The 24,257-nt window shown below is 66.8% G+C and carries 23 protein-coding genes; 10 read left to right on the top strand and 13 right to left on the bottom strand.

Features of this window, described 5'->3' with window-relative positions:
• Window positions 1-2: 2 nt before the first annotated feature.
• The 7 genes from AC4PTO_RS05960 to AC4PTO_RS05930 form a co-directional block, all read right to left on the bottom strand.
• Entirely contained in the window at window positions 3-536 is a 534-nt protein-coding gene (locus AC4PTO_RS05960) for a NuoB/complex I 20 kDa subunit family protein (protein ID WP_492732814.1), read from the bottom strand.
• Complete coding sequence (locus AC4PTO_RS05955; protein WP_492732813.1) at window positions 527-892, bottom strand: NADH-quinone oxidoreductase subunit A; 366 nt, start codon at window positions 890-892, stop codon at window positions 527-529. The genes AC4PTO_RS05960 and AC4PTO_RS05955 overlap by 10 nt, the downstream gene beginning before the upstream one ends.
• Before the next feature lie 181 nt (window positions 893-1,073).
• Entirely contained in the window at window positions 1,074-1,859 is a 786-nt protein-coding gene (locus AC4PTO_RS05950; RefSeq protein ID WP_492732812.1) for a crotonase/enoyl-CoA hydratase family protein, read from the bottom strand.
• Entirely contained in the window at window positions 1,849-2,703 is an 855-nt protein-coding gene (locus AC4PTO_RS05945) for a hydroxymethylglutaryl-CoA lyase (RefSeq protein ID WP_492732811.1), read from the bottom strand. Before AC4PTO_RS05945 ends, AC4PTO_RS05950 begins: the two co-directional genes overlap by 11 nt.
• Before the next feature lies 1 nt (window position 2,704).
• A complete protein-coding gene (locus tag AC4PTO_RS05940; RefSeq protein WP_492732810.1) occupies window positions 2,705-3,346 on the bottom strand; it encodes a glutathione S-transferase family protein in 642 nt (213 codons plus the stop codon).
• Complete coding sequence (locus AC4PTO_RS05935; protein ID WP_492732809.1) at window positions 3,346-5,262, bottom strand: acetyl/propionyl/methylcrotonyl-CoA carboxylase subunit alpha; 1,917 nt, start codon at window positions 5,260-5,262, stop codon at window positions 3,346-3,348. The genes AC4PTO_RS05940 and AC4PTO_RS05935 overlap by 1 nt, the downstream gene beginning before the upstream one ends.
• A 127-nt stretch (window positions 5,263-5,389) precedes the next feature.
• Window positions 5,390-6,994 carry a carboxyl transferase domain-containing protein gene (locus AC4PTO_RS05930; RefSeq protein WP_492732808.1) on the bottom strand — a complete coding sequence of 535 codons (1,605 nt, stop codon included), beginning with the start codon at window positions 6,992-6,994 and terminating at the stop codon, window positions 5,390-5,392.
• 143 nt (window positions 6,995-7,137) lie between these two features.
• Between AC4PTO_RS05930 and AC4PTO_RS05925 the strand changes: the two genes are divergently transcribed.
• The gene (locus AC4PTO_RS05925) at window positions 7,138-7,731 is read left to right on the top strand and encodes an OmpW/AlkL family protein (RefSeq protein ID WP_492732807.1); all 594 of its coding nucleotides are present in this window, start codon (window positions 7,138-7,140) and stop codon (window positions 7,729-7,731) included.
• Window positions 7,732-7,799: 68 nt separating this feature from the next.
• On the opposite strand, the gene AC4PTO_RS05920 is transcribed toward AC4PTO_RS05925, so the two are convergent.
• A complete protein-coding gene (locus tag AC4PTO_RS05920; RefSeq protein WP_492732806.1) occupies window positions 7,800-8,960 on the bottom strand; it encodes an isovaleryl-CoA dehydrogenase in 1,161 nt (386 codons plus the stop codon).
• Window positions 8,961-9,114: 154 nt separating this feature from the next.
• Between AC4PTO_RS05920 and AC4PTO_RS05915 the strand changes: the two genes are divergently transcribed.
• Entirely contained in the window at window positions 9,115-9,567 is a 453-nt protein-coding gene (locus AC4PTO_RS05915; RefSeq protein WP_492732805.1) for a CreA family protein, read from the top strand.
• A 67-nt stretch (window positions 9,568-9,634) separates the two neighbouring features.
• On the opposite strand, the gene AC4PTO_RS05910 is transcribed toward AC4PTO_RS05915, so the two are convergent.
• From AC4PTO_RS05910 to AC4PTO_RS05900, 3 genes are read right to left on the bottom strand one after another with little or no spacing between them, the layout of a single operon-like run.
• Complete coding sequence (locus AC4PTO_RS05910; protein WP_492732804.1) at window positions 9,635-10,822, bottom strand: DegT/DnrJ/EryC1/StrS family aminotransferase; 1,188 nt, start codon at window positions 10,820-10,822, stop codon at window positions 9,635-9,637.
• Between the two features lie 5 nt (window positions 10,823-10,827).
• Window positions 10,828-12,051: an MFS transporter gene (locus tag AC4PTO_RS05905; protein WP_492732803.1), complete on the bottom strand. Its 1,224-nt coding sequence runs from the start codon at window positions 12,049-12,051 to the stop codon at window positions 10,828-10,830.
• Window positions 12,052-12,102: 51 nt separating this feature from the next.
• A complete protein-coding gene (locus tag AC4PTO_RS05900; RefSeq protein WP_492732802.1) occupies window positions 12,103-12,768 on the bottom strand; it encodes an HAD-IA family hydrolase in 666 nt (221 codons plus the stop codon).
• Between the two features lie 104 nt (window positions 12,769-12,872).
• Between AC4PTO_RS05900 and glmU the strand changes: the two genes are divergently transcribed.
• Genes glmU through AC4PTO_RS05885 form a run of 3 tightly spaced genes read left to right on the top strand, consistent with a single transcriptional unit; the run spans window position 12,873 to window position 16,723 of the window.
• Window positions 12,873-14,225 (top strand): bifunctional UDP-N-acetylglucosamine diphosphorylase/glucosamine-1-phosphate N-acetyltransferase GlmU, encoded by a 1,353-nt coding sequence (glmU, locus tag AC4PTO_RS05895; protein WP_492732801.1) that lies wholly within the window; start codon window positions 12,873-12,875, stop codon window positions 14,223-14,225.
• A 3-nt stretch (window positions 14,226-14,228) separates the two neighbouring features.
• On the top strand, window positions 14,229-16,043 hold the full coding sequence (gene glmS, locus AC4PTO_RS05890; protein ID WP_492732800.1) for a glutamine--fructose-6-phosphate transaminase (isomerizing): 1,815 nt from the start codon (window positions 14,229-14,231) through the stop codon (window positions 16,041-16,043).
• Window positions 16,040-16,723, top strand: a complete 684-nt coding sequence (locus AC4PTO_RS05885) for a DNA alkylation repair protein (protein WP_492732799.1) — start codon at window positions 16,040-16,042, stop codon at window positions 16,721-16,723. Before glmS ends, AC4PTO_RS05885 begins: the two co-directional genes overlap by 4 nt.
• A gap of 9 nt (window positions 16,724-16,732) precedes the next feature.
• Here AC4PTO_RS05885 and AC4PTO_RS05880 read toward each other — a convergent pair whose 3' ends face one another.
• Window positions 16,733-17,200, bottom strand: a complete 468-nt coding sequence (locus AC4PTO_RS05880; RefSeq protein WP_492732798.1) for a D-galactarate dehydratase — start codon at window positions 17,198-17,200, stop codon at window positions 16,733-16,735.
• Window positions 17,201-17,335: 135 nt separating this feature from the next.
• Between AC4PTO_RS05880 and moaA the strand changes: the two genes are divergently transcribed.
• Together moaA and AC4PTO_RS05870 are read left to right on the top strand one after the other, a co-directional pair.
• On the top strand, window positions 17,336-18,346 hold the full coding sequence (gene moaA, locus AC4PTO_RS05875) for a GTP 3',8-cyclase MoaA (protein WP_492732797.1): 1,011 nt from the start codon (window positions 17,336-17,338) through the stop codon (window positions 18,344-18,346).
• A gap of 63 nt (window positions 18,347-18,409) precedes the next feature.
• Complete coding sequence (locus AC4PTO_RS05870; RefSeq protein WP_492732796.1) at window positions 18,410-18,817, top strand: universal stress protein; 408 nt, start codon at window positions 18,410-18,412, stop codon at window positions 18,815-18,817.
• Window positions 18,818-18,841: 24 nt separating this feature from the next.
• Here the strand turns inward: AC4PTO_RS05870 and AC4PTO_RS05865 are convergent, their stop codons facing one another.
• A complete protein-coding gene (locus AC4PTO_RS05865) occupies window positions 18,842-20,008 on the bottom strand; it encodes a M20 aminoacylase family protein (protein ID WP_492732795.1) in 1,167 nt (388 codons plus the stop codon).
• 307 nt (window positions 20,009-20,315) lie between these two features.
• Here AC4PTO_RS05865 and AC4PTO_RS05860 point away from each other — a divergent pair, with 307 nt between their 5' ends.
• Genes AC4PTO_RS05860 through AC4PTO_RS05850 form a run of 3 tightly spaced genes read left to right on the top strand, consistent with a single transcriptional unit; the run spans window position 20,316 to window position 24,145 of the window.
• Window positions 20,316-21,320 (top strand): ABC transporter ATP-binding protein, encoded by a 1,005-nt coding sequence (locus AC4PTO_RS05860; protein WP_492732794.1) that lies wholly within the window; start codon window positions 20,316-20,318, stop codon window positions 21,318-21,320.
• Complete coding sequence (locus AC4PTO_RS05855) at window positions 21,313-22,440, top strand: ABC transporter ATP-binding protein (protein WP_492732793.1); 1,128 nt, start codon at window positions 21,313-21,315, stop codon at window positions 22,438-22,440. The genes AC4PTO_RS05860 and AC4PTO_RS05855 overlap by 8 nt, the downstream gene beginning before the upstream one ends.
• 1 nt (window position 22,441) lies before the next feature.
• A complete protein-coding gene (locus AC4PTO_RS05850) occupies window positions 22,442-24,145 on the top strand; it encodes a peptide ABC transporter substrate-binding protein (protein WP_492732792.1) in 1,704 nt (567 codons plus the stop codon).
• Window positions 24,146-24,257: the final 112 nt, after the last annotated feature.

The raw sequence follows: 24,257 nt of genomic DNA, 5'->3' as shown, positions 1-24,257 counted from the left end.
CCTCAGCGCACCAGCGTCCCGGTGCGGCGGATCTTCCGCTGCAACTGCAGGATGCCATACATCAGCGCCTCGGCCGAGGGCGGGCAGCCCGGCACATAGATGTCGACCGGAACGATCCGGTCACAGCCGCGCACCACCGAATAGCTGTAATGGTAATAGCCCCCGCCATTCGCGCAGGAACCCATCGAGATCACATAGCGCGGCTCGGGCATCTGGTCGTAGACCTTGCGCAGCGCGGGCGCCATCTTGTTGGTCAGCGTGCCGGCCACGATCATCACGTCCGACTGGCGCGGGCTGGCGCGGGGGGCGAAGCCATAGCGTTCCACGTCATAGCGCGGCATCGCGGTATGCATCATCTCGACCGCGCAGCAGGCCAGCCCGAAGGTCATCCAGTGGAGCGAGCCGTTGCGGGCCCAGTTGATGACATCCTCGACCGAGGTCAGGATGAAGCCCTTGTCCTGAAGATCGCGGTTGAGCGCGGCGGTCGCCACGTCCATGTCGGCCGCAGCGGTATTGGCCCCTGTCATCACGCCCATTCCAGCGCCCCCTTCTTCCATTCATAGGCAAAGCCCACGGTCAGCACGGCAAGGAACACCATCATCGACCAGAAGGCCACCATGCTGATCGACCCGAAGGCCACCGCCCAGGGGAACAGGAAGGCCACTTCCAGGTCGAAGATGATGAACAGGATCGAGACGAGGTAGAAGCGCACGTCGAACTTCATCCGCGCGTCGTCGAAGGCGTTGAACCCGCATTCATAGGCCGAGACCTTCTCGGGATCGGGGTTTCGCACCGCAAGCACGACCGCCGCGAGGATCAGCACAAGCCCAAGTGCAGTCGCCATGGCAAGAAAAATGAGGATGGGCAGGTATTCACGAAGTAGATCGTGCATGGTTGGCTCCCTCAGGACATGGCGCGACGCCATGCAGGTTCCGGCTGAGCGTGGTTTAGACCCGCGCCCGCGCCGGGTCAACCGAAGGCGGTGTGGAATTTGCGCTTTCGCGGCCTTTGGGTGGCGAATGTATACGATTGTGCACCGGGAAATCCGGGCCCTTGCCCTCCTCCCCGCAAGTTTATTTCTGCCAACCGGGTTTCCGGCGGTCGAAAAATGCGCCGATTCCCTCCGAGGCCTCGGGGCTTTCCCACCGTTTCACCAGCGCCGCGATACTGTCGCGGATGACTTCTTCGTCGATTCTGGGTCCAAGCCGGCGGGTCATCGCCTTCGCCTCGGCCACGGCGCCGGAGGCACAGGAGAGGTAGGGTACCACCTCGGCCTCGACCGCGGCGTCCAGATCCTCGGGGGCCACGACGCGCGCCAGAAGGTTCAGCCGCATCGCCTCTTCGGCGCCGAAAAGCCGTGCCGACATGAAGACGCGGCGGGCGAAGGTCTCGCCCATCCGGGCCAGCACATAGGGGCCGATCGTCGCCGGGATCAGGCCAAGCCGGGTTTCGGTAAAGCCGAAGCGCGCGGGCGCGGCACCGATCGCCACGTCACACACACTCATCATGCCGACGCCCCCGCCGAAGGCATTGCCATGGACCCGCCCGATCAGCGGCTTTGGAAGCAAATTCAAGGCATTGAGCATCATGGCAAGCTTTGTTGCCTCGGTCGCGCGGGTGGCCCCGTCGGCGGCCATCTGCTGGCGCATCCAGTCCAGATCGCCGCCCGCGCAGAACGTCTCGCCCTCGGCGCAAAGCACGATCACGCGCACCGAGGCGTCCTGGCCCAAGGCGCCCGCCGCGGCGGTCAGATCGTCGATCATCTGCCCGCTCAGGGCGTTGTGCTTTTCCGGCCGCGCAAGTTCCAGCCGCGCCACGCCGCGCGCATCCGTGCTGATCCGGATCGTTTTATAGGCCATCGCGCATCCTCCGTGCCAGTTCCGCCGCCTCGGCCAGAACCTCCATGTCAAGCCCCGTCTCATACCCCAGTTCGGCCAGCCGGGCCGCGACCTTCTCGGTCGCCACGTTGCCCGCGGCGCCGGGCGCATAGGGGCAGCCGCCCAGCCCGCCGACCGCTGCATCAAAAACCCGCAGGCCAAGGTCCAGAGAGGCCTCCATGTTCGCAAGCGCCCGCCCGGCCGTGTCGTGGTAATGCCCCGCCAGCCGTTCGGCCGGCACCTCGTCCAGCACGGCGCGCAGCATCGCGTCGATGGTTTCGGGGCGGCCCTGGCCGATCGTGTCGCCCAGGCTGATCTCGTAGCAGCCCATGTCGCGCAGCTGCGCCGCCACGCGGGCCACCGCCTGCGGCGGGGTCGGGCCGTCATAGGGGCAGTCGGTCACGACCGAGACATAGCCCCGCACCGGCACCCCGTCGGCCCTTGCCGCCGCCACCACCGGCGCGAAACGTTCAAGGCTTTCGGCAATCGTGCAGTTCAGGTTCGCGCGCGAAAACCCCTCGGAGGCCGAGGCGAAGATCGCCACCTCGTCGGCGCGGGCGGCGCGCGCGCCCTCATAACCCTTCAGGTTGGGCGTCAGCGCGGCATAGGATACGCCCGGCACGCGCCGGATGCGGGCCAGGACCTCGGCCGAATCCGCCATCTGCGGCACCCATTTCGGGCTGACGAAAGAGGCCACCTCGATCCGGCGGAACCCGGCCCGGCCCAGAAGATCGACCAGCGCGACCTTTTCCTGAGTAGGGATCTGGCGCTTTTCGTTCTGCAACCCGTCGCGGGGTGCCATTTCGAATATCTCGACGAATGCCATCTCATGCCTCCGGTGCGGGGTAGAAGTCCCGCGTATAGATCTGCGCGCGCCCGTCGCGCGCCACCGCGCGGCGGAAGGCCGCCCTGTCGCCCAGCCGGCCCAGCCAGTCGCGCAGCCGCGGCAAGCCGTCAAGCGACGTGAACCGCTGCCCGATCATCGCACCATAGCTGACCGCGATGTCCACCGCCGAAAAGCCCGAGGGCAGAAGATAGTCTCCCGCCAGCCCGCGTTCGACCACCTCGAGCGTCTTGCCAAGCCGCGCGGCCTCAAGGCGCATCACGGTGGGGCTGCGCATCCAGTCTTCGCGCAGCACGATATGCTGCTGGGTCAGGTTGGCGACATGGGCGGCGATGGTTTCGGCGTAATGCAGCCATTCAAGCCAGTCGACACGCTCCTGCGGCGCGCCCAGAAGCGCGCCCTCGCGCTCGCACAGGAATTGCGTGATCGCCCCGGATTCGAAGATCGCCCGCCCCCCGGTTTCCAGCGCCGGCACACGGCCCGCGGGCGAAAGCAACAGGTAATCCGGCCCGCGCAGGCTTTTGTCGAAGAAGGAATGTTCGGCCAGCTCGAACTCAAGCCCCAGTTCCTCCAGAAGCCACAGGATGCGGAAGCTGCGCGCCTGCGGCACATGATGCAGGCGCATCACGCCTCGTCCTCCAGCCGGATCAGCGCGGCGCCCGCCTCGACCTGCGCGCCGGCCTCGACCAGGACCTCGGCCACGATGCCGTCGCGCGCAGCCAGAAGCGTATGCTCCATCTTCATCGCCTCGAGGATGGCCAGCCGGTCGCCCGCCGCCACCGCCTGCCCCGGCGCGGCGAACACCGCCTTCACCAGCCCTGGCATCGGCGCAAGCGTCAGCCCGCCGCCCGCGGCCTCGGTCGCGCGGTCCAGCGGGTCGGGGATTTCAAAGCGATGCGCGCCGCGCAGGAACACCGTCACGGCATCGGGCGCACAGGCGAAACGCGCATCCGTCTTGGCGCCGTCGACCCACCAGCCATCGCCGTGCAACACGCACAGATGGCGGGTGCCCTCGATCTCCACCTCCACCCGTCCGGGGGCAAGAACCGAAATCCAGGCAGGCCGCGCCCAGGGCACCGCGCGCCGCAGCGGCGCCCAGAGGGCAAAGCCCGAAGCCCCGCCTGCCTGCAACCCCGCCGCGGCCAGAACGCCAAGCGCCTCGGCCACGCCGTTGTCAGCGGCCGGCGCGATCAACCCGTCCAGATCCCGCCCGATCAGGCCGGTATCGACATCGCCCGCAACAAAGCCCGCATGGCGCGACAGGGCGGCCAGAAACTCCAGGTTGGTGACCGAGCCCGCCACCTCCGTGCGCTCCAGCGCGCGGGTCAGCGCGGCAAGGGCGATCGCACGGGTCGGGCCATGGGTGATGACCTTGGCGATCATCGGGTCATACCACGGGCTGATCGTGTCGCCCGCGCGCACCCCGGTATCGGCGCGCGCGCCTTCGGGAAAGCGCAGATGGCCCAGCGTGCCCGTGGCCGGCAGGAAACCGGCGGGCACATCCTCGGCATAAAGCCGCGCCTCGAAGGCGTGGCCGGTGATCGCCAGATCCTCCTGCCGCGCGGGCAAGGGCTCGCCGCTGGCCACGCGCAACTGCCATTCGACAAGATCGACGCCGGTGATCGCCTCGGTCACCGGATGCTCGACCTGAAGGCGGGTGTTCATCTCCATGAACCAGAAGCGGTCCGCGCGCAGCCCGTCAGAGGCATCCACGATGAACTCGACCGTGCCCGCACCGGCATAGCCGATCGCCTCGGCCGCGCGCACCGCCGCCTGCCCCATCGCCTCGCGCATGTCCTCGGTCATGCCGGGCGCGGGGGCCTCTTCGATGACCTTCTGGTGGCGGCGCTGAAGCGAGCAGTCGCGCTCGAACAGATGCACCGCGCGGGTGCCGTCGCCGAAGACCTGAACCTCGATATGGCGCGGCTTCTCGACATATTTCTCGATCAGGACGGCGGGGTTGCCGAAGGCCGTCTGCGCCTCGCCCTGCGCGCTTTCCAGCGCCGCCGGGAAATCGGCCGGCCGGTCGACCCGGCGCATGCCCTTGCCCCCGCCCCCGGCCACAGCCTTGATCAGCACCGGATACCCGATCGCGTCGGCGGCGCCCGAAAGATGCTCGGGGTCCTGGTTCTCGCCGTGATAGCCCGGAACCACGGGAACGCCCGCCTTCGTCATCAGCGCCTTGGCCGCATCCTTGAGTCCCATCGCCCGGATCGCATCGCCCGAAGGCCCGATGAACACCAGTCCCGCCGCCGCGACCGCATCGACGAAATCGGGGTTCTCGGACAGAAAGCCATAGCCCGGATGGATCGCCTCTGCGCCCGTGTCCCGCGCGGCCGCGATGATCGCCTCCCCCCTGAGGTAGCTGTCCTTCGGGGCAGGCCCGCCGATATGCACCGCCTCGTCGGCCATGGCGACGTGGCGCGCGCCCGCGTCGGCATCGGAATAGACCGCCACGGTGGCGACGCCCATGCGCCGCGCCGTGTCGATCACTCGGCAGGCGATCTCTCCACGATTGGCAATCAGGATCTTGCGGAACATCGGTTTCTCCCGGTTTCAATCTTGCAGGGGGCTCTGCCCCCGCTCCTTCGGAGCCCCCCGGGATATTTGGACAAGGTGAAAGCGCCTTTTCATCTTTGCCCAAATATCCCCGCCGGAGGCAAAAAGTTCACATCCGGAACACGCCGAAGCGCGTCGGTTCGATCGGGGCGCAAAGCGCTGCGGAAAGCGACAGCGCCAGCACGTCGCGCGATTTGCGCGGATCGATGATGCCGTCGTCCCAGAGCCGCGCCGAGGCATAGAGCGGGTGCGACTGGCGCTCGAACATCTCGATCGTGGGGCGCTTGAACTCGGCCTCTTCCTCGGCCGACCAGGTGCCGCCCTTGCGCTCGATCCCGTCGCGGCGCACCGTTGCCAGCACCCCGGCCGCCTGTTCGCCCCCCATCACCGAGATGCGCGAGTTCGGCCATGTCCACAGGAACCGCGGCCCGTAGGCGCGCCCGGCCATGCCGTAATTCCCCGCGCCGAAACTGCCCCCCACCAGCATGGTGATCTTGGGCACGTTCGTCGTGGCGACCGCCGTCACCATCTTGGCCCCGTGGCGCGCGATGCCTTCGTTCTCGTATTTCCGCCCCACCATGAAGCCGGTGATGTTTTGCAGGAACACCAGCGGGATGCCGCGCTGCGAGCACAGTTCGATGAAATGCGCGGCCTTCTGCGCCGCCTCGGAGAACAGCACCCCGTTATTGGCCACGAGGCCCACGGGGCAGCCCTTGAGATGGGCGAAGCCCGTCACGATGGTTTCCCCGAAGCGCGGCTTGAACTCGTCGAAGCGCGAGCCGTCGACGAGCCGCGCGATCACCTCGCGGATGTCGTAGGGGGTGCGCAGGTCGGCGGGCACGACGCCGAGGATCTCTTCGGGGTCGTAGGCGGGGTCTTCGGGGCTTTGCCATTGCACCGTTGCGGGCCTGGCGCGGTTCAGATGGCCCACCGCGCGGCGCGCAAGGGCAAGGGCGTGGGCGTCATCCTCGGCCAGGTAATCGGCCACGCCCGAAAGCCGGGTATGCACGTCGCCGCCGCCCAGATCCTCGGCGCTGACGACCTCGCCCGTGGCGGCCTTCACGAGGGGCGGGCCGGCAAGGAAGATCGTGCCCTGATCCTTCACGATGATCGTCACGTCCGACATCGCGGGCACATAGGCCCCGCCCGCCGTGCACGAGCCCATGACGACCGCGATCTGGGGAATGCCCTTCGCGCTCATCCGCGCCTGGTTGTAGAAGATGCGGCCGAAATGGTCGCGGTCAGGGAAGACCTCATCCTGGTTGGGCAGGTTGGCGCCGCCGCTGTCGACCAGGTAGACGCAGGGCAGCGCGCATTCCTCGGCGATCTCCTGCGCACGCAGGTGCTTTTTTACCGTCATCGGGTAATAGGTGCCGCCCTTCACGGTGGCGTCGTTGGCGATGACCATCACCTCCTGGCCCATGACCCGGCCGATCCCCGCGATCACGCCCGCGCAGGGCGCGGCGCCGTCGTACATGCCATGCGCCGCCGTAGCGCCGATCTCCAGGAAGGGCGAGCCCGGATCGAGCAGCCCCGCCACCCGCTCGCGCGGGGCCATCTTGCCCCGTGCGACATGGCGCGCGGTCGCCTCGGCTCCGCCGCCGGCGGCGGCCACGGCGGCCGCCTGCCCGATGGTGGACAGCATGTCGAGATGCGCCGCACGATTTGCACGATAGCTTTCCGACGCAGGAAGGATTTGCGATTTTATAAGCATCTTTCCGTTTCTTTCCAATGCCTTACACTTTTGCGTCCGTGTCAGAATGTCGCACACCCAAATATGACCATATTGATTCAGGTCAAAGATGGCGCGCCTGTCCGGGCGCAGTGTCGCGGCGCGTTACAACAGCGAGAAATAACATGAAAACCGTATCCCTTGCCCTGCTGGCCTTCACCGCCCTTGCCGCACCCGCCTTCGCCCAATCGGCCGGAGACATGACGCTTGGTTTCGGTCTGGGTTATGTCGACCCAAAATCCGACAACGGCACCGTTGCCGGCGGCGCGACGACGATCGGCACCAACACCCGCCCGACCATTACGTTCGAATATTTCATCCGCGACAATATCGGTATCGAGGTTCTTGGCGCGCTGCCCTTCAAGCATGACATCAACATCGCTGGCGCGCGTATCGGCGAGACCAAGCACCTGCCGCCGACCATCTCGATCAACTACCACATCCCGACCGGCGGTCCGCTGACGCCGTTCGTCGGGCTGGGCCTGAACTACACCACCTTCTTTGAAGACCGCTCGCCGCTTGGCGAACTGGAAATCGACGACAGCTTCGGCCTGGCCGCGCATGTTGGCTTCGACTACGCGCTGAGCGCCAAGAGCGCCCTGCGCATGGACCTGCGCTACATCGACATCGACGCCGACGTGAACCTGAACGGCGTGAAGATCGGCGAGGTCGAAATCGACCCGCTGGTCGCTGGTGTGTCCTACGTCATGAAGTTCTGACGCGGCCACCGCGACGAACGCCGGGAAAGGGCGCGGACCCTCGCCGCGCCCTTTTTCATGCCCGCCGCTCATCCCTGCGCCAGCAATTCGCGGCCCACCAGCATGCGCCGGATCTCGGACGTGCCGGCGCCGATCTCCATCAGCTTGGCGTCGCGGAACAGCCGGCTGACGACCGAGTCGTTGAGGAACCCCGCCCCGCCAAGCGCCTGCACCGCCTGATGCGCCTGCACCATGGCCTGTTCGGAGGCATAGAGCACCGTCGCCGCCGCATCTTGGCGCGTGACCTGCCCCTTGTCGCAGGCCTTCGCCACCTCGTAGGTGTAGGAACGCGCGGTGTTCATCGCCACATACATGTCGGCGATCTTGGCCTGCATCAGCTGGAAGTTCCCGATCGGCTGGCCGAACTGCTGGCGCTCTTTCGCATAGGGCACGACCTCGTCGAGGCAGGCCGCCATGATGCCGGTGCCGATACCCGACAGCACGACACGCTCGTAATCGAGGCCCGACATCAGCACGCGCACGCCCTTGCCCTCGGCCCCCAGGACGTTCTCGAAGGGCACCTCGCAATTCTCGAAGAAAAGCTGGCCCGTGTTCGAGCCGCGCATGCCCATCTTGTCGAAATGCGGGCTGGTGGAGAAGCCCTTGAAGTCGCGCTCGACGATGAAGGCGGTGATGCCCTTCGATCCCGCCTCGGGGTCGGTCTTGGCATAGACCACCAGCGTGTCGGCATCCGGGCCGTTGGTGATCCAGTATTTGTGGCCGTTGAGGACATAGTAGCCGTTGCGCTTTTCGGCGCGCAGCTTCATCCCCACCACGTCCGAGCCCGCGCCGCTTTCGCTCATGGCAAGGGCGCCGACCTTCTCACCCGAGATCAGGCCGGGCAGGTATTTCCGCTTCTGCTCGTCCGAACCATTGATCTTGAGCTGGTTCACGCAAAGGTTCGAATGCGCCCCGTAGGACAGCGAGACCGAGGCCGAGGCCCGCGCGATTTCCTCGGTAGCGATGACATGGGCCAAATACCCCATGCCCGCCCCGCCATATTCCTCGGACACGGTGATACCGAGCAGGCCCAACTCGCCCATCTCGCGCCACAGCTCTGCGGGAAAGACATTGCCCTGGTCAACCTCGGCGGCGATCGGCTTGATGCGCTCTTGCGCCCAACGATGCACCATGTCGCGCAGGCTGTTCACATCCTCGCCCAGGTCAAAGCTCATCGAAGCGGTGAACATTGGGTCTCCTCCCCCCGTTATTGAACGCTTGTTCATTTATGCCCACGGGAAGCGAGTCGCGTCAAGCCTTGTGATTGGGGGGGGCGGCAGGCTTGGTCTGTATGTGGCGGGCGGGATGGTGCATGCTGGGCAAAATTTCTTTGGAGGATTCCCCATGCGCATGTTCCTGACCGCGACCCTGATCGCATTCACCCTGCCCGCCGCGGCGCAGGAGGTTGGCCGGGTCGGGGTGGACTGGATCGGAAACGATATCGTCATCGAGGCGATTCCCGATCCGAAGGTCGGCGGTGTGACCTGCCATGTCGCCTATTTCAGCCGCTCGGTCATCGACCGGCTGAGCCAGGGAAACTGGTTCGAGGACCCCTCGAACGGGGCGATCTCGTGCCGGCAGACCGGGCCGGTGGTGCTGGGCGATATTGTGCGGGGACCGAAGGGCGAGACGGTGTTTTCCGAGGGCCGCTCGCTGGTGTTCAAGTCGCTGCGCGTGACGCGGATCTTCGACGAGGGCACGCAGACGCTGATCTATCTGACCCATGCCAACGAATTGAGCCAGGGATCGGCGAAGATGGCGATCTCGACCGTGCCGCTTTACGACGGGGCGCCGTAGGACATGCCGGTAAAGCCGGGGGCGCCGCCCCCGGACCCCCGGGATATTTGGGCGAAGATGAAGGGGCTTAGCGCGCGGTCCGCGACAGTTCTTCCCCGATGATGCGGGCGATGAGCGCGCAGTCTTCGGTCGAGAAGGTGAGTGGCAGGCGCATGTCGAGAAGGCCCGCGAGGACGCGGTCGGTTTGCGGCAGCGATTGCGGGGGCGCGTAGCGCCAGCTGTCATGGCGCGAGGTGAAGGCCTGTGGTTCGGGCGCGCCGAACCATTTGAGCTCGACCCCGCGGGCGGCGCAGCGCGCGACGAAATCGGGAATGGCCGCGGCCGGGGTATCGGGCAGGCGGAACTGGAACGAGGAGCCGACATAGGCCTCGGCCTGCGGCCGGGTGACGAGGCGGAGGCCGGGGGCGCCGGCGAGGGCCGCCTCGAAGCTGCGATACAGCGTGTTCCAGCGTTCGATCCGGCGCGGCAGGTCGGCAAGCTGCGGGCGCAGGATGGCCGCGCGCAGATTGTCCATCCGCCCCGAGATGTTGGGCACCGTCCATTTCAGCGTCTCGAACGCCTCGGGCGGCGGCGCGGCGCGGTGGCGCGGGTAAAGCATGTAGCTGCCCGATTGCAGGATCATCCGCGCCATCAGCGCCGCGTCATCCGACACGATCAGGCCGCCCTCGCCCGCGTTGAGGTGTTTGTAGGTCTGCGTGGAGTAGCAGCCGATCACCCCGTGCCGCCCCGAGGGCGTGCCCGCCCAGGCGGCCCCCATCGTATGGGCACAATCCTCGATCACGCTCAGCCCGTGATGGCGGGCCAGGTCCATCAGGGCCTCCATGTCGCAGATATGGCCACGCATATGGCTGAGCAGCAGCACGCGGGCCTGCCCGGCCTTCGCCGCGAGATCGTCGAGGTCGATCACCAGATCCGCGGTGCTTTCGACGAAGACGGGCGCGGCGCCGAGGCTGGCGATGGCCCCCGGCACCGGGGCCAGGGTGAAGGCGTTGGTCAGCACCCGGTCGCCCGGCCCCACGCCAAGGGCGCGCAGCGCAGAGCCAAGCGCATAGCCGCCCGAGGCCACCGCAAGGCAATAGCGCGCGCCGGTGAAGGCGGCGAATTCCTCTTCCAGAAGCGCGGTTTCGCCCGCCTCGCCCGGTGCGAGGTTGTAGCGGTGCAGCCGGCCGTGGCGCAGCACCGCGACGGCCGCCTCGATCGCGCTTTCGGAGAGGGGCTCCTGCTGGGTGAAGCTGCCGGTGAAACGCTCGGACATCGGGATCAGGCCTTTGCTGGCGCGCGCGGCACGAGCGCGAGGAACATCAGGAGCGACAGCGCAAGCACCGCGCCGGCGCTGTGAAACGCCACATCGGCCGAGCGGAACGGCGCGCCGGGCGACAGGAAATAGCCGAAGACCTGCGTGAAGAAAATCGTGCCCGCCAGCATTGCCAGGTTCATCGCGGCGGCGATGCCGCCCTGAAGCTCGCCCTGCGCATCCTCGGGGACGGCGCGCGACATGAGCGCGGTCAGCATCGGGTGCACGAAGCCTTCGGGGCCGTGGATCACCAGAAGCACCAGCACCGCCCAGAGCCCGCCGGCAAGCCCGTAGCCCACCGCCGCCGCCGCCGCAATCACAAGCCCGATCAGCGCCACGCGCCATTCGCCCCATATCCGCACCGCGGGGCCGGTCAGCGCGCCCTGGAACAGGGCCATCACGATGCCGAAGGCCGCAAGCGTCAGCCCGACGATCGCCTCGCTCCAGCCGAATTTCGCCATGCCCCAGAAGGCCCAGATCGCGGGATAGACGGCCGTGCCGAAGAAATAGACCAGCAGCACCGCCGCCATCGGCAGCACGCCGCTATGGCGCCGGAACACGCGCAAGGTGCCCAGGGGGTTGGCGCGCGCCCAGTCGAAGCGGCGCCGCTTTTCCGGCGGCAGCGTCTCGGGCAGCACGAAGACGCCGTAGATCAGGTTGCAGCCCGACAGGGCGGCAGCCACATAGAACGGCATGCGGGGGTCCAGCTCGCCCAGAAGGCCGCCTAGTGCGGGGCCCAGCACGAAGCCCAGCCCGAAGGCCGCCCCCATCAGGCCGAAGGCGCGCGCGCGCCCCTCGGGCGGGGTGACATCGGCGAGGAAAGCATTGGCGATGACATAGGACGAGCCGCAGATCCCCGCCACGATCCGCCCCACGAACAGCCAGCCGACCGTGGGCGCGAAGGCGTGGAACAGGTAATCCACCCCCAGCCCGAAGATCGCCAGAAGCAGAAGCGGCCGGCGGCCATAGCGGTCCGACAGGTTGCCCATCAGCGGCGCAAAGGCGAATTGCGCAAGGCTGAAGGCGGCAAACATCCACCCCCCGATCAGCGAGGCGCGCGCAAGATCAAGCCCGCCGACATCCTCGATCAGCCGCGGCAGAACGGGGATGATCAGGCCGAACCCGACCATATCTAGAAAGACCGCAAGCAGGACGAAGCCGACCGCATGCGGGCTGGAAGATCCTTGCATTTCGGCAGCCCCGTTTCCTTCTGCGCAAGCTAGGCCAGCGGGTGGACGCTGTCAAAGGGGGCCGATCAGGCGCTCGGCAATCGCGGGCAGCTCGGCATAATGCTCCAGCAGCGCCTCGGGGGCGAGGCGCGCAATCTCGCGCCCCTCGGGGCCGAAGGTCACCAGCGCGCAGGACACGCCGGCGGCGCGCGCGGTGTCGCGGTCGGTGGCGGTGTCCCCCACCAGGATCGAGCGCGCGACCGTACCCCCCGCCGCCTCGACCGCGGCACGGTAGGGCGCGGGGTCGGGCTTGCGCACGGGCAGCGTGTCGGCGCCGATCAGGCTTCCGAACAGCTCCGCGATCCCCAGCCGCGCTACCAGATCGCGCGCAAGGCCCTCGGGCTTGTTGGTGCAGATGCCGGTGGCGAACCCGGCCGCGCGCAGCGCCTCCACGGCCTCGGGCGCGCCCGGATAAAGCCGGGTGTGGGTGTCGATCGCGGCCGCGTAATGGGCCAGCAGCGGGCGATAATCCGCATCGACCAGATCCTCGGGCAGACCGGCGCGGCCATAACCCAGCCGCAGCATCGCCCGCCCGCCGTGGAACGCGGTCAGCGCATCGGCGGCGGGGTCCAGCAGATCGCCCAGCCCCCGCGCCCGGAAACAGGCATTCGCCGCCGCGATCAGATCGGCCGAGGTATCGGCCAGCGTGCCGTCGAGGTCGAAAATCACCGTGCGCATGAGGGCTCCGATCGTAACAGGGCGAAAGGTTGTGTGAAGCGCTTCCCCTTGCGGCGCGCCGTGCCATGGGTAAAACGGGCCGACACGGAAGAAAAGGCACCAATATGTCAATCGCGCTGATCGTTCTGGCCGCCGGGCAAGGCACCCGCATGAATTCGGACCTGCCCAAGGTGCTGCACCGTCTGGGCGGGGCGCCGCTGGTGGCGCATGCGCTGCGCGCCGGGCGCGCGCTGGAGCCGGCGCGCGTGGTCGTCGTGGCCGGCCATGGCGCCGAACGGGTGACGCGCGCGCTTGCCGCCCATGACCCCGAGGCCGAGGTCGTCCTTCAGACCGAGCAACTGGGCACCGGCCATGCCGTGGCACAGGCGCTGCCCGCGCTTGAGGGCTTCGAGGGTCGCGTGGTGGTGCTTTACGGCGATACGCCCTTCATCCGCCCCGAGACGCTGGAGGCGATGCTTGCGGCCGAGGCCGATGTGGCGGTTCTGGGATTCGAAGCCGCCGATCCGGGCCGCTACGGCCGGCTGGTGGCCGATGGCGCAATGCTGGAGCGGATCGTGGAATTCAAGGACGCAACGGATGAAGAGCGCGCCATAACACTTTGTAATTCCGGTGTTATTGCATGTGACGCGGGGCTTCTGGCCGACCTGGTGGCCGGCCTGTCGAACGACAATGCGGCGGGCGAATATTACCTGACCGACATCGTGTCCGCCGCCCGCGCACAGGGGCGCCGCGCCGCCGTCGTGACCTGCCCCGAGGATGAGACGCTTGGCATCAACACCCGCGCCGAGCTTGCCCGCGCCGAGGCGCTTTTCCAGCAGCGCATGCGGGCCGAGGCGCTGGAGAACGGTGTCACGCTCAGCGCCCCCGACACCGTCTTCTTCGCCCTCGACACCCATGTCGGGCGCGATGCGATCATCGGCCAGAATGTCGTCTTCGGCCCCGGCGTGACCGTCGAAAGCGGCGCCGAGATCCTGCCCTTCTGCCATCTTGAGGGCTGCCACATCTCGCGCGGGGCGACGGTGGGGCCGTTCGCGCGGCTGCGGCCGGGCGCGGAACTGGCCGAGGACGTGCATGTCGGCAATTTTGTCGAGGTGAAGAACGCCATCCTGGCCGAGGGCGTGAAGGTCGGCCACCTGACCTATCTGGGCGATGCCGATATCGGCGAGGCCACGAATATCGGCGCGGGCACGATCACCTGCAACTATGACGGCGTGATGAAGCACCGCACCACCATCGGCGCGCGCGCCTTCATCGGCTCGGACACGATGCTGGTCGCGCCGGTCACGGTGGGCGATGATGCGCTTACGGGCTCGGGGTCGGTGATCACCGAGGATGTGCCCGCGGGCGCGGTGGCGCTTGGCCGTGCCAAGCAGGTCAACAAGCCCGGCCTTGCGGGAAAACTCTTTGAGATGCTGCGCGCGGAAAAAGCGCGGCGCAGCGCGAAAAAGGATCATTGAACCATGTGCGGAATTATCGGCGTTCTGGGAAAACACGAAGTCTCGCCGCTGCTGGTCGAGTCGCTCAAGCGGCTGGAATATCGCGGCTACGACTCGGCGGGCATCGCCACCGTCAACGAGGGCCGGCTTGACCGGCGCCGCGCGGTGGGCAAGCTGGTGAACCTGTCCGATCTTCTGGTGCATCAGCCGCTTCTGGGTAAATCCGGCATCGGCCATACCCGTTGGGCCACCCACGGCGCCGCGACCGAGGGGAACGCGCATCCGCACCGCTCGGGGCCCGTGGCGGTCGTGCATAACGGCATCATCGAGAACTTCCGCGAATTGCGCGCGGAACTGACCGGAGCGGGGCTTGCGCCCGAATCCGAAACCGATACCGAAACCGTCGTGCTGCTGACCCGGCTTTACATGGATCAGGGCATGCCGCCCCGCGAAGCCGCCGTCGCCACGCTGAAGCGCCTTGAGGGCGCCTTTGCCCTGCTGTGGCTTTTCGACGGCGAAGAGGATCTGATGATCGCCGCGCGCAAGGGCTCGCCCCTTGTGATCGGTCATGGCGAGGGCGAGATGTTCGTGGGCTCGGACGCGATCGCCCTGGCGCCGATGACCGACCGCATCACCTATCTCGAAGAGGGCGACCATGCCTTCGTGACCCGCGCCGGCGCCGAGATCTTCGATGCCGAAGGCCGCCGCGCCAACCGCGAGGCCACGCGCATCGACGCCGGGCAGGCGCAGGTCGAGAAGGCGGGCTACAAGCATTTCATGGCCAAGGAGATTGCCGAACAGCCCGGCGTTCTGGGCGATGCCCTGCGCCACTATCTGGGCGCGGACGGGCTGAACCTTCCCGAAGAGCTGGATTTCAAGGGGCTCGACCGGCTGACCCTGGTGGCCTGCGGCACGGCCTATTATGCCTGCTCGGTGGCGAAATACTGGTTCGAAAGCCTCGCGGGCCTGCCCTGCGAAATCGACGTGGCCTCTGAATTCCGCTACCGCGAGCCGCCGATCCCGCCGCGAAGCTGGGCGCTTTTCGTCAGCCAGTCGGGCGAAACCGCCGATACGCTGGCCGCGCTGCGCTATTGCACCGAACGGGTGGAAAAGACCGTCGCGGTGGTCAACGTGCCCACCTCGTCCATCGCGCGCGAGGCGGGGGTGACGCTGCCCATCCTTGCGGGCGTCGAGGTCGGCGTGGCCTCGACCAAGGCATTCACCTGCCAGCTTCTGGTGCTGGCGGTGCTGGCGCTGAAGGCGGGCGTGGACCGGGGCCATATCGCGCCGGCCGAACTTTCCGGCCATCTGGATACGCTGCGCGCGCTGCCGGGCCTGATGAACATCGCGCTGTCGGCCTCGGATGAGATCGCGGCCCTTGCCGATGGCATCGCCGAGGCGCAGGACGTACTGTTCCTTGGCCGCGGGCCGCTGTATCCGCTGGCGCTTGAAGGGGCGCTGAAACTGAAGGAAATCAGCTATATCCACGCCGAAGGTTATGCGTCGGGCGAACTCAAGCACGGGCCGATCGCGCTGATCGACCGGACGGTTCCCGTTGTGGTCTTCGCGCCCCATGACCGGCTGTTCGACAAGACCGTGTCGAACATGCAGGAGGTGATGGCCCGGCACGGGCAGGTCGTGCTTGTCTCGGACGGGCGCGGGCTGCGCGAGGCGGGCGACGGCACATGGGCGCAGTTGCGTATGCCCGAGGTGGCCGAGCCCTTCGCGCCCATCCTTTACGCCCTGCCCGCGCAGCTTCTGGCCTATCACACCGCGGTCGCCAAGGGCACGGATGTCGACCAGCCGCGCAACCTTGCCAAATCGGTGACGGTGGAATGACCACGCCGGATGCGGCCGCGGCCCTTGCCGCGCTTGGGGCGCGCGCCGATCCCGCGAAGGCGGCCGAAATGGCCACCTATCACAAGGCCCCCCGGCGCTATCTGGGCCTTCCGGTGCCGCAGATTGAGGAACTGGTGGCCGAATGGCGCACGGGCCTCGACGTGGCCGGGCGCGTGGCCCTTGCCGATGCGCTGTGGCAAAGCGATGTCCACGAGGCGCGGGTCGCCGCCGCCAAGCTGCTGACCCAGGCGCGCCTGCGCCCCGATGCGGCGGCCTGGGATCTGATCGCCGGCTGGGTGCCGGGTTTCGACGGCTGGGCGCTTGCCGATCAGGCCTGCAAGGCGGGCGGGCGCCGGCTTCTGGCCGAGCCCGCGCGTCTGGACACGGTCGAGGGCTGGCTGTCCCATGACAACATGTGGACCCGCCGCGCCGCGCTGGTCATCACCCTGCCCTGGACACGGCAGAACCATCCAAAGCCCGCCGATCTGGCCATCCGCGACCGGGTCCTGGGCTGGTGCGCCCGGCTAGCGCCCGAACGGGAATGGTTCATCCAGAAAGCCATCGGCTGGTGGCTGCGCGATCTGTCGCGGCACGATGCCCCCCGCACCGCGGCCTGGCTTGAGGCACATGGCGCGCAGCTCAAGCCCTTTGCGCGGCGCGAGGCCGGAAAATACCTTTAGCGCGGCGCGTCACTCGGCATAGACCACCACTTCGGGCAGCGCCGTCAGCGACACCCCCAGAAGCCTGAGCGCGGGAAGCGACACCTGGCTGCCCGCCCCCGCAGGGGCATCAAGCGGGATCAGATGCAGCCGCACCGATTTGCCGGTCGCCGGGTCCTCGATCCGGCCCGGCCCCTCGTTGCGGGCAAGCGGCGTGCGAATCCAGAAGCCGGGCTCGGTCGGATTTCCAAGAGAGGCGATGGTGGTGCCAAGCCGCGCCCCCTGCACCGGCGATCCGGCCGTCGCTTCGGCGCGCTCCGCGGGCGTGGTGGTGTCAAGCGCATCCGGGGTGCGCGCGGTCGGCCTGGGCAAGGGGGCTACCGCCACGGGCGGTGCGGCCGGCACGGGCGCGGGGCTTTCCGGCGCCCGCCCGAGGCGGGGCAACACGCCACAGGCCGAGACCGCCACAACCAACGGCACCACACTCCAGACGCGCATGACCGGCCCTTTTCCCGATACTTTGGAAGCCAAGCCTAGCGCCGGTGACGCAGGCGCGCAATCACGCACTCTTGCCGCAGGCCTGCGGGGGCGTTCCCCCTTGCCGCGCCTGCGGTCAGGCCCTACCTTCCGGGCATGGAAAACGCCGCGCCCCTTATCGACCCGTTCGCCCGCCCGATCACCTATCTGCGGGTATCCGTCACCGATCGCTGCGATTTCCGCTGCACCTATTGCATGGCCGAACACATGCAGTTCCTGCCCAAGAAGGATCTGCTGTCGCTGGAGGAGCTTGATCGGCTGTGCAGCGCCTTCATCGGACTTGGCGTGCGCAAGCTGCGCATCACCGGGGGCGAGCCCTTGGTGCGCAAGGACATCATGACCTTCTTTCGCACCATCGCGCGCCATCTCGAGAAGGGCGCGCTGGATGAGCTGACACTGACGACCAACGGCTCGCAGCTGAAGCGTTTCGCACCCGAACTGGCGGCAATCGGGGTGCGACGGGTCAATGTCTCGCTCGACACGCTCGATCCCGCCAAATTCGCCGAGATCACCCGCTGGGGCCGGCTGGAGCAGGTGCTGGACGGCATCGCCGCGGCCCGCGCCGCCGGCATCCGGGTCAAGATCAACGCCGTCGCGCTGAAGGGCTTCAACGAGGACGAGCTGTTCGGCCTGACCGAATGGTGCGCCACCGAGGGGCACGATCTGACCTTCATCGAGGTCATGCCGATGGGGGACATGGGCGAAGAGGCGCGGCTTGACCGTTACTGGCCGCTGAAGGATCTGCGCGCGCGTCTGGCCGAACGGTTCACGCTGCACGATCTGGCCGAACGCACGGGCGGCCCGGCGCGTTATGTGCGGCTGGAAGAGACCGGGCAGAAGATCGGTTTCATCACCCCGCTCACGCATAACTTCTGCGAAAGCTGCAACCGGGTGCGCGTCACCTGCACGGGCGAGCTGTTTATGTGCCTGGGCCAGGAGGACATGGCCGACCTGCGCGCGCCCCTGCGCACCGCCCCGGACGACGCCGCCCTGATCGCGGCGGTCCGCGCGGCCATCGCGCGAAAGCCGAAGGGTCATGACTTCGACTATTCCCGGCAAACCGTCAGCGGTCAGGTCAGCCGCCACATGAGCCATACCGGCGGTTGACCCGGATCAAGGCAGACATGGCCGCGCCCTGACAGGCTTGGCCCGAAACGGAAGGAGATGCCGATGTTCAAGAATATTCTGGTTCCGATCGCGCTGGATGGCGAACACTCGCCCGAGGCGGCGCTGAAGGCGGCGCGCGCATTGGCCGGCGAAGGTGCGCGCGTGACGCTTCTGCATGTCATGCCCGATGTGCCGGGCTATGCCATCAGCTACATGCCCGAGGGCTACGATATCGAACTGAAGCGCTCGATCCAGGCCGAGCTGGACCGCCTGGCCGCGGATTTCCCCGAGGGCGCGGCCGTGATCCGCAACGGCCACGCCTCGCAGGAGATCCTCGACTGGATCGACGAAAACCCGACCGATTGCATCATCGTCGCCTCGCACCAGCCCGGCTTGCAGGACTACCTGCTTGGCTCCACCGCGTCGCGGGTGGTGCGCCACGCGCCCTGCTCGGTCATGGTGCTCCGCTAGGCCCCGCGCAGACCCGCTCGCGGCTCAGGCGGCCGGCATGCGTTCCTCGACCATGCCGGCATACCAGCTTGAGCCGAAGGGGATGGCGTTGTCGTCGAAATTATAGGCCGGGTGGTGCACCATCGCGGTGTCGCCATTGCCAAGGAAGATATAGGCACCGGGGCGTTCGTTCAGCATGAAGCTGAAATCCTCGGCGCCCATCAGCGGCGCGGCATCGGGATTGACCTGCCCCGAGATCTTTTGCGCCACCTCGATCGCGTAGCGCGTATTGTCGGGGGCGTTCATGGTCACCGGATAGCCGCGCATGTAGTCGACCTTTGCACTGGCCCCGAAGGTCGCGGCCGTGCCCTCGGCGATGGCCTTCACGCGCGCCTCGACGAAATCCTGCACCTCGGGGTCCATGCTGCGCACGGTGCCGCGCAGGAAGACGGTCTGGGGGATGACGTTATGCGCCTCGGATTCGGTGCGGAAGGTGCAGACCGAGACCACGACCTGCTTCAGCGGATCGACATTGCGGCTGGCGATGGATTGCAGCGCCACGACGATATGGCTGGCGACAAGGGTCGTGTCGATGCAGTCATGAGGCTTGGCGGCGTGGCCGCCCTTGCCCGTTACAAGGATGTCGAACTGATCGGCCGCCGCCATCATGGCACCTTCGCGGATATGGAAATGACCCACCGGAATGCCGGGCATGTTGTGCATGCCATAGACTTCCTGAACGCCGAAACGCTCCATCATGCCATCGGCGCACATCTCGCGCCCGCCGCCGCCGCCCTCTTCGGCGGGCTGGAAGATCACCACCGCCGTGCCGTCGAAATTGCGCGTCTCGGCCAGGTATTTCGCGGCCCCCAGAAGCATCGCGGTATGCCCGTCATGGCCGCAGGCATGCATCTTGCCCGGCACCTTCGAGGCATAGTCGACCCCCGTCGCCTCGTGAATGGGCAGCGCGTCCATATCCGCGCGCAGCCCGATCACGCGGCCCTTGCTGTCGCTGCGCCCGCGAATGACCCCCACGACACCGGTGCGCCCGATCCCCTCGACCACCTCGTCGCAGCCGAAATCCCGCAACAGCGCGGCAACCTTTCCCGCCGTCCGGTGCACATCGAAAAGCAGCTCGGGGTTTTCGTGGAAGTCGCGGCGCCAGGCCGTGATCTCGGGCAGAAGTTCGGCAAAACGGTTCTTGACGGGCATGGCGGACGCTCCTGTCGGATGGGAAAACGGACGGGCATGATGCCCCTTTTTCCAGCCTGTGGCAAAGACCGCCGCCCCGCAAGCCCCCACGAAGCCGCCGATCGACGTTTCCGATAAGGATACAAACACATCCCTATGGACCCATTGTCACGCCAGGCCAGCAGGACAGTCTGACGTGACGCCAATGCTGCACAAGAATGTTGCGCAAAATCGGCAAATCCCCGACACTCAAGGAAAATGGCTGCCCGAAAACGGGCAAAAGACCAGATAAAACAATAATAAAAGAACCAACAGCTGGGGGAAGACGATGCCGGATGGCGCGCGTCCCGTCCTTGAAGTGGACGGGCTGAAGACGATCTTCAAAACCCGCGGCGGCGAAGTCCATGCCGTCAATTCCGTCAGCTTCGAGCTGCGCCCCGGAGAGCTTTTGGGCGTGGTGGGGGAATCCGGCTCGGGCAAGTCGGTTACGATGATGTCGCTGATCGGGCTTTTGCCCTCGCCCCCGGCCGAGGTGCGCAAGGGCAGCGTCAGTTTCGACGGGATCGACCTTCTGGCAAGCGACGAGGACACCCTGCGCGAAGTGCGCGGCCCCGGCATCGGCTTCATCTTTCAGGACCCGATGACCTCGCTCAACCCGGTCTTCACGGTGGGCTATCAGCTGCGCGAGCCGCTGATCAAGCACATGGGCATGAGCAAGGCGCAGGCGCAGTTGCGCGCGCAGGAACTGCTGGAGCTGGTCGGCATTCCCGATGCCGCGCGCCGCCTGAAGGATTATCCGCACCAGTTCTCGGGCGGGATGCGGCAAAGGGTGATGATCGCCATCGCGCTTGCCTGCGACCCCAAGGTCCTGATCGCGGACGAACCCACCACCGCGCTGGACGTGACGATCCAGGCCCAGATCCTGGAACTGGTGAAGGATCTGCGGCACAAGCTGGGCATGGCGATCATCTGGATCACCCATGACCTTGGCGTGATCGCGGGCATCGCCGATCGGGTGATGGTGATGTATGGCGGCCAGATCGTCGAACATGCCCCTGCGCGCGAGCTTTTCACCCGCCCCCGCCACCCCTATACCCGCGCGCTGCTGAAGACCGTGCCCTCGGTGCGCGGCGCCCGCGAAGCCCGGCTGAACGTGATCGAGGGCCAGCCCCCGATCCTGTGGGCCGCGCCCATTTCCTGCGCGTTCCGCGCGCGCTGCCCGCATGCGATCGACCTTTGTTCGATCCAGAATCCGCCGCGCTTCAACGTGGGTCCGGGCCATGATGCGGCCTGTTTCTGGGATTTCGACAAGGACGGGCCGCGCGATGTTTGATACCGCGAACAGAAAGACCCTTATCGAGGTCAAGGGCCTGAAGATGTATTTCCCGATCACCTCGGGGCTGCTGCGGCGGCGGATCGGCGATGTGAAGGCGGTGGACAACGTCTCTTTCACCATCCGCGAGGGGGAGACGCTTGGCCTTGTCGGCGAATCCGGCTGCGGCAAGTCCACCTGCGGGCGCGCGATCCTGCGGCTTTATGAACCGACGGCCGGTTCGGTCATGATCGACGGCCAGAACATCCTGTCCATGCCCTCGGACCGGCTGCGCAAGATGCGACCGAAGATGCAGATGGTGTTTCAGGACCCGCAGGCCAGCCTGAACCCGCGCATGACGGTCGCCGCGATCATAGGGGAACCGCTGGACGAACACACCCGCATGTCGGGGGCCGAAAAGCTGACCCGGATCTATGAGCTGATGGACCAGGTGGGCCTGAACCGCGACTTCGCCAACCGCTACCCGCACGAATTCTCGGGCGGGCAGCGCCAGCGGATCGGCATCGCCCGTGCACTTGCGCTAAACCCCAAGTTCATCGTGTGCGACGAACCGATCGCGGCGCTTGACGTGTCGATCCAGGCGCAGGTCGTGAACCTGCTTGAGGAGTTGCAGGACAGCCTTGGCCTGACCTATCTGTTCATCAGCCACGATCTGTCGATGGTACGCCATATCGCGGACCGGGTGGCGGTGATGTATCTCGGCCAGATCGCCGAGCTTGCCCCGCGCGAGGTACTATATGCCGAACCGCTGCATCCTTATACGCAAGCGCTCTTGTCCGCCGTGCCCGAACCCGACCCCGAGACCGAGGCCACGCGACAGCGCATCATCCTGAAGGGCGACGTGCCCTCGCCCGCGAACCCGCCGAAGGGTTGCAACTTCTCGACCCGTTGCCCCAGGGTGATGGACACCTGCCGCGTGCACGAACCAGCCTTCCGCGAGGTGGCCCCCGACCGCTTCGTCGCCTGCCACCTTTACAATGACGGTCTTCCGCCCCGCCCCGCCGCGGCCAAACCCGCCCCGACCAAGGCGCCCGCCGCGCGGCGCAAACCAGCCGCGAACCGGACCACGCGCAAGACGACGCCCGGAAAAACAAGAAAACCGACGCAACAAGGAGAGTGACATGAAACTGAGAACCGCCCTGATGGGCGCTGCCGCAGCAATGGCCTTCGCGCCTGCGGCCCTTGCCGAACGCGGCACCGACGGCGAGGTAAAAATCCTTTACGCCCAAGCCGTCTCGACGATGAATGCCTACCTGTCCTCGGGCACAAAGGATGTCGAGGTCGGCAGCCTCGTGCTGGAAGCCCTGGCGGGCTTCAACGAAAAGGGCGAGGTGATCCCGCGCCTTGTGACCGAGATCCCGAGCCTTGAGAACGGCGGCATTTCGGAAGACCTCAAATCCATCACATGGAAGCTGATCCCCGGCCTGAAATGGTCCGACGGCACGCCCGTGACGGCCAATGACGCGGTGTTCACCGCCAGCTATTGCATGCATCCCGAAGGCGGCTGTGCGCAGCTTGCGCGTTACGAGGGGGTCGAGAAGGTCGAGGCGGTCGACGACCTGACCATCAAGATCACCTTTGTAGACGCCAAGCCGAACCCCTTCACCACGCTTGTCGGCGCGCAATCCCCGCTGCTTCAGGCCGCGCAATTCGCCAACTGCCTCGGCCCGGCGGCCTCGACCTGCACCGAGCAGAACTTCAAGCCGATCGGCACCGGCCCGTTCCGTGTGACCGAGTTCCGCACCAATGACACCGTGATGCTGGAGGCCAACCCCGAATACCGCGATCCGGCCAAACCGGCCTTCGCCACGGCGCTGGTCAAGGGCGGGGGCGATGCCACCGCAGCCGCGCGCGCGGTGATGGAGACGGGCGAGTTCGACTATGCCTGGAACACCCAGATCTCGCCCGAGGTGCAGGCCCAGATGGAAGGCGGCGGCAAGGGCCAGTTCGTCAGCGCCTTCGGCACGCTGGTCGAACGCATCGAGATGAACATGACCGACCCCTCGCCCGACCTGCCCGAGGGCGAGCGCGCCACCACGAAGCACCCCCATCCGATCCTGTCGGACATCCGCGTGCGCCAGGCGCTGTCGATGGCGATCGACCGGCAGATCCTTGTCGATATCGGCTATGGCAATGCCGGGCGGCCCACCTGCAACCTCGTGCCCGCGCCCGAGTTCTTCGCCTCGGACAATACCGGCTGCCTGACGCAGGATGTCGAGGGAGCGAAGGCCCTGCTGGACGAGGCGGGCTGGACCGACAGCGACGGTGACGGCGTGCGCGACAAGGACGGCAAGAAGCTGAGCCTTGTCTACCAGACCTCGGTCAACGCGATCCGCCAGGATTTCCAGGCCATCATCAAGCAGTGGTGGAACGATATCGGCGTCGAGGTCGAGCTGAAGTCGATCGACCCGTCGGTGTTCTTCGGCGGCGATGCGGGCTCGCCCGATACGTTCCAGAAATTCTATGCGGACGTGGAGATGTATGCCAACAACTTCGACGGCACCGACCCCGAGCCCTACCTGGCGCAATATACCTGCGAAAAGGCCCCGCGCCCGGAAACCCAGTGGCAGGGTGAAAACGTCAACCGCTTCTGCGATCCCGCCTATGACGCGCTGGTGGCCGAGCTGGTGAAAACCCGCGACATGGATCAGCGCGCTGAAATTGCCAAGAAGCTCAATGACATGCTGACCAAGGACAGCTTCACCATCGTGCCGCTGGTGGACCGTGGCCGCCTGTCGGCCCATTCCAACACGCTTGGCGGCGTGGTGTTGAACACCTGGGATTCCGAGCTTTGGAACGCATCCGACTGGTATCGGATCAAGTGATCGAAGGCCCCGGCCGCGCCTGTCGCGGCCGGGGGCAGGCGGGGCCGTGACAGCCGTCAGCCAGGGCCCCGGCGGCCCCGCCAACCTTGCCCGCAAGGGCGCAAGACCTGAC

The organism is Rhodobacter maritimus, assembly GCF_058747975.1.
The sequence above is the reverse complement of the archived record's forward strand: the minus strand, read 5'-3'. Positions and strand labels throughout refer to the sequence as shown.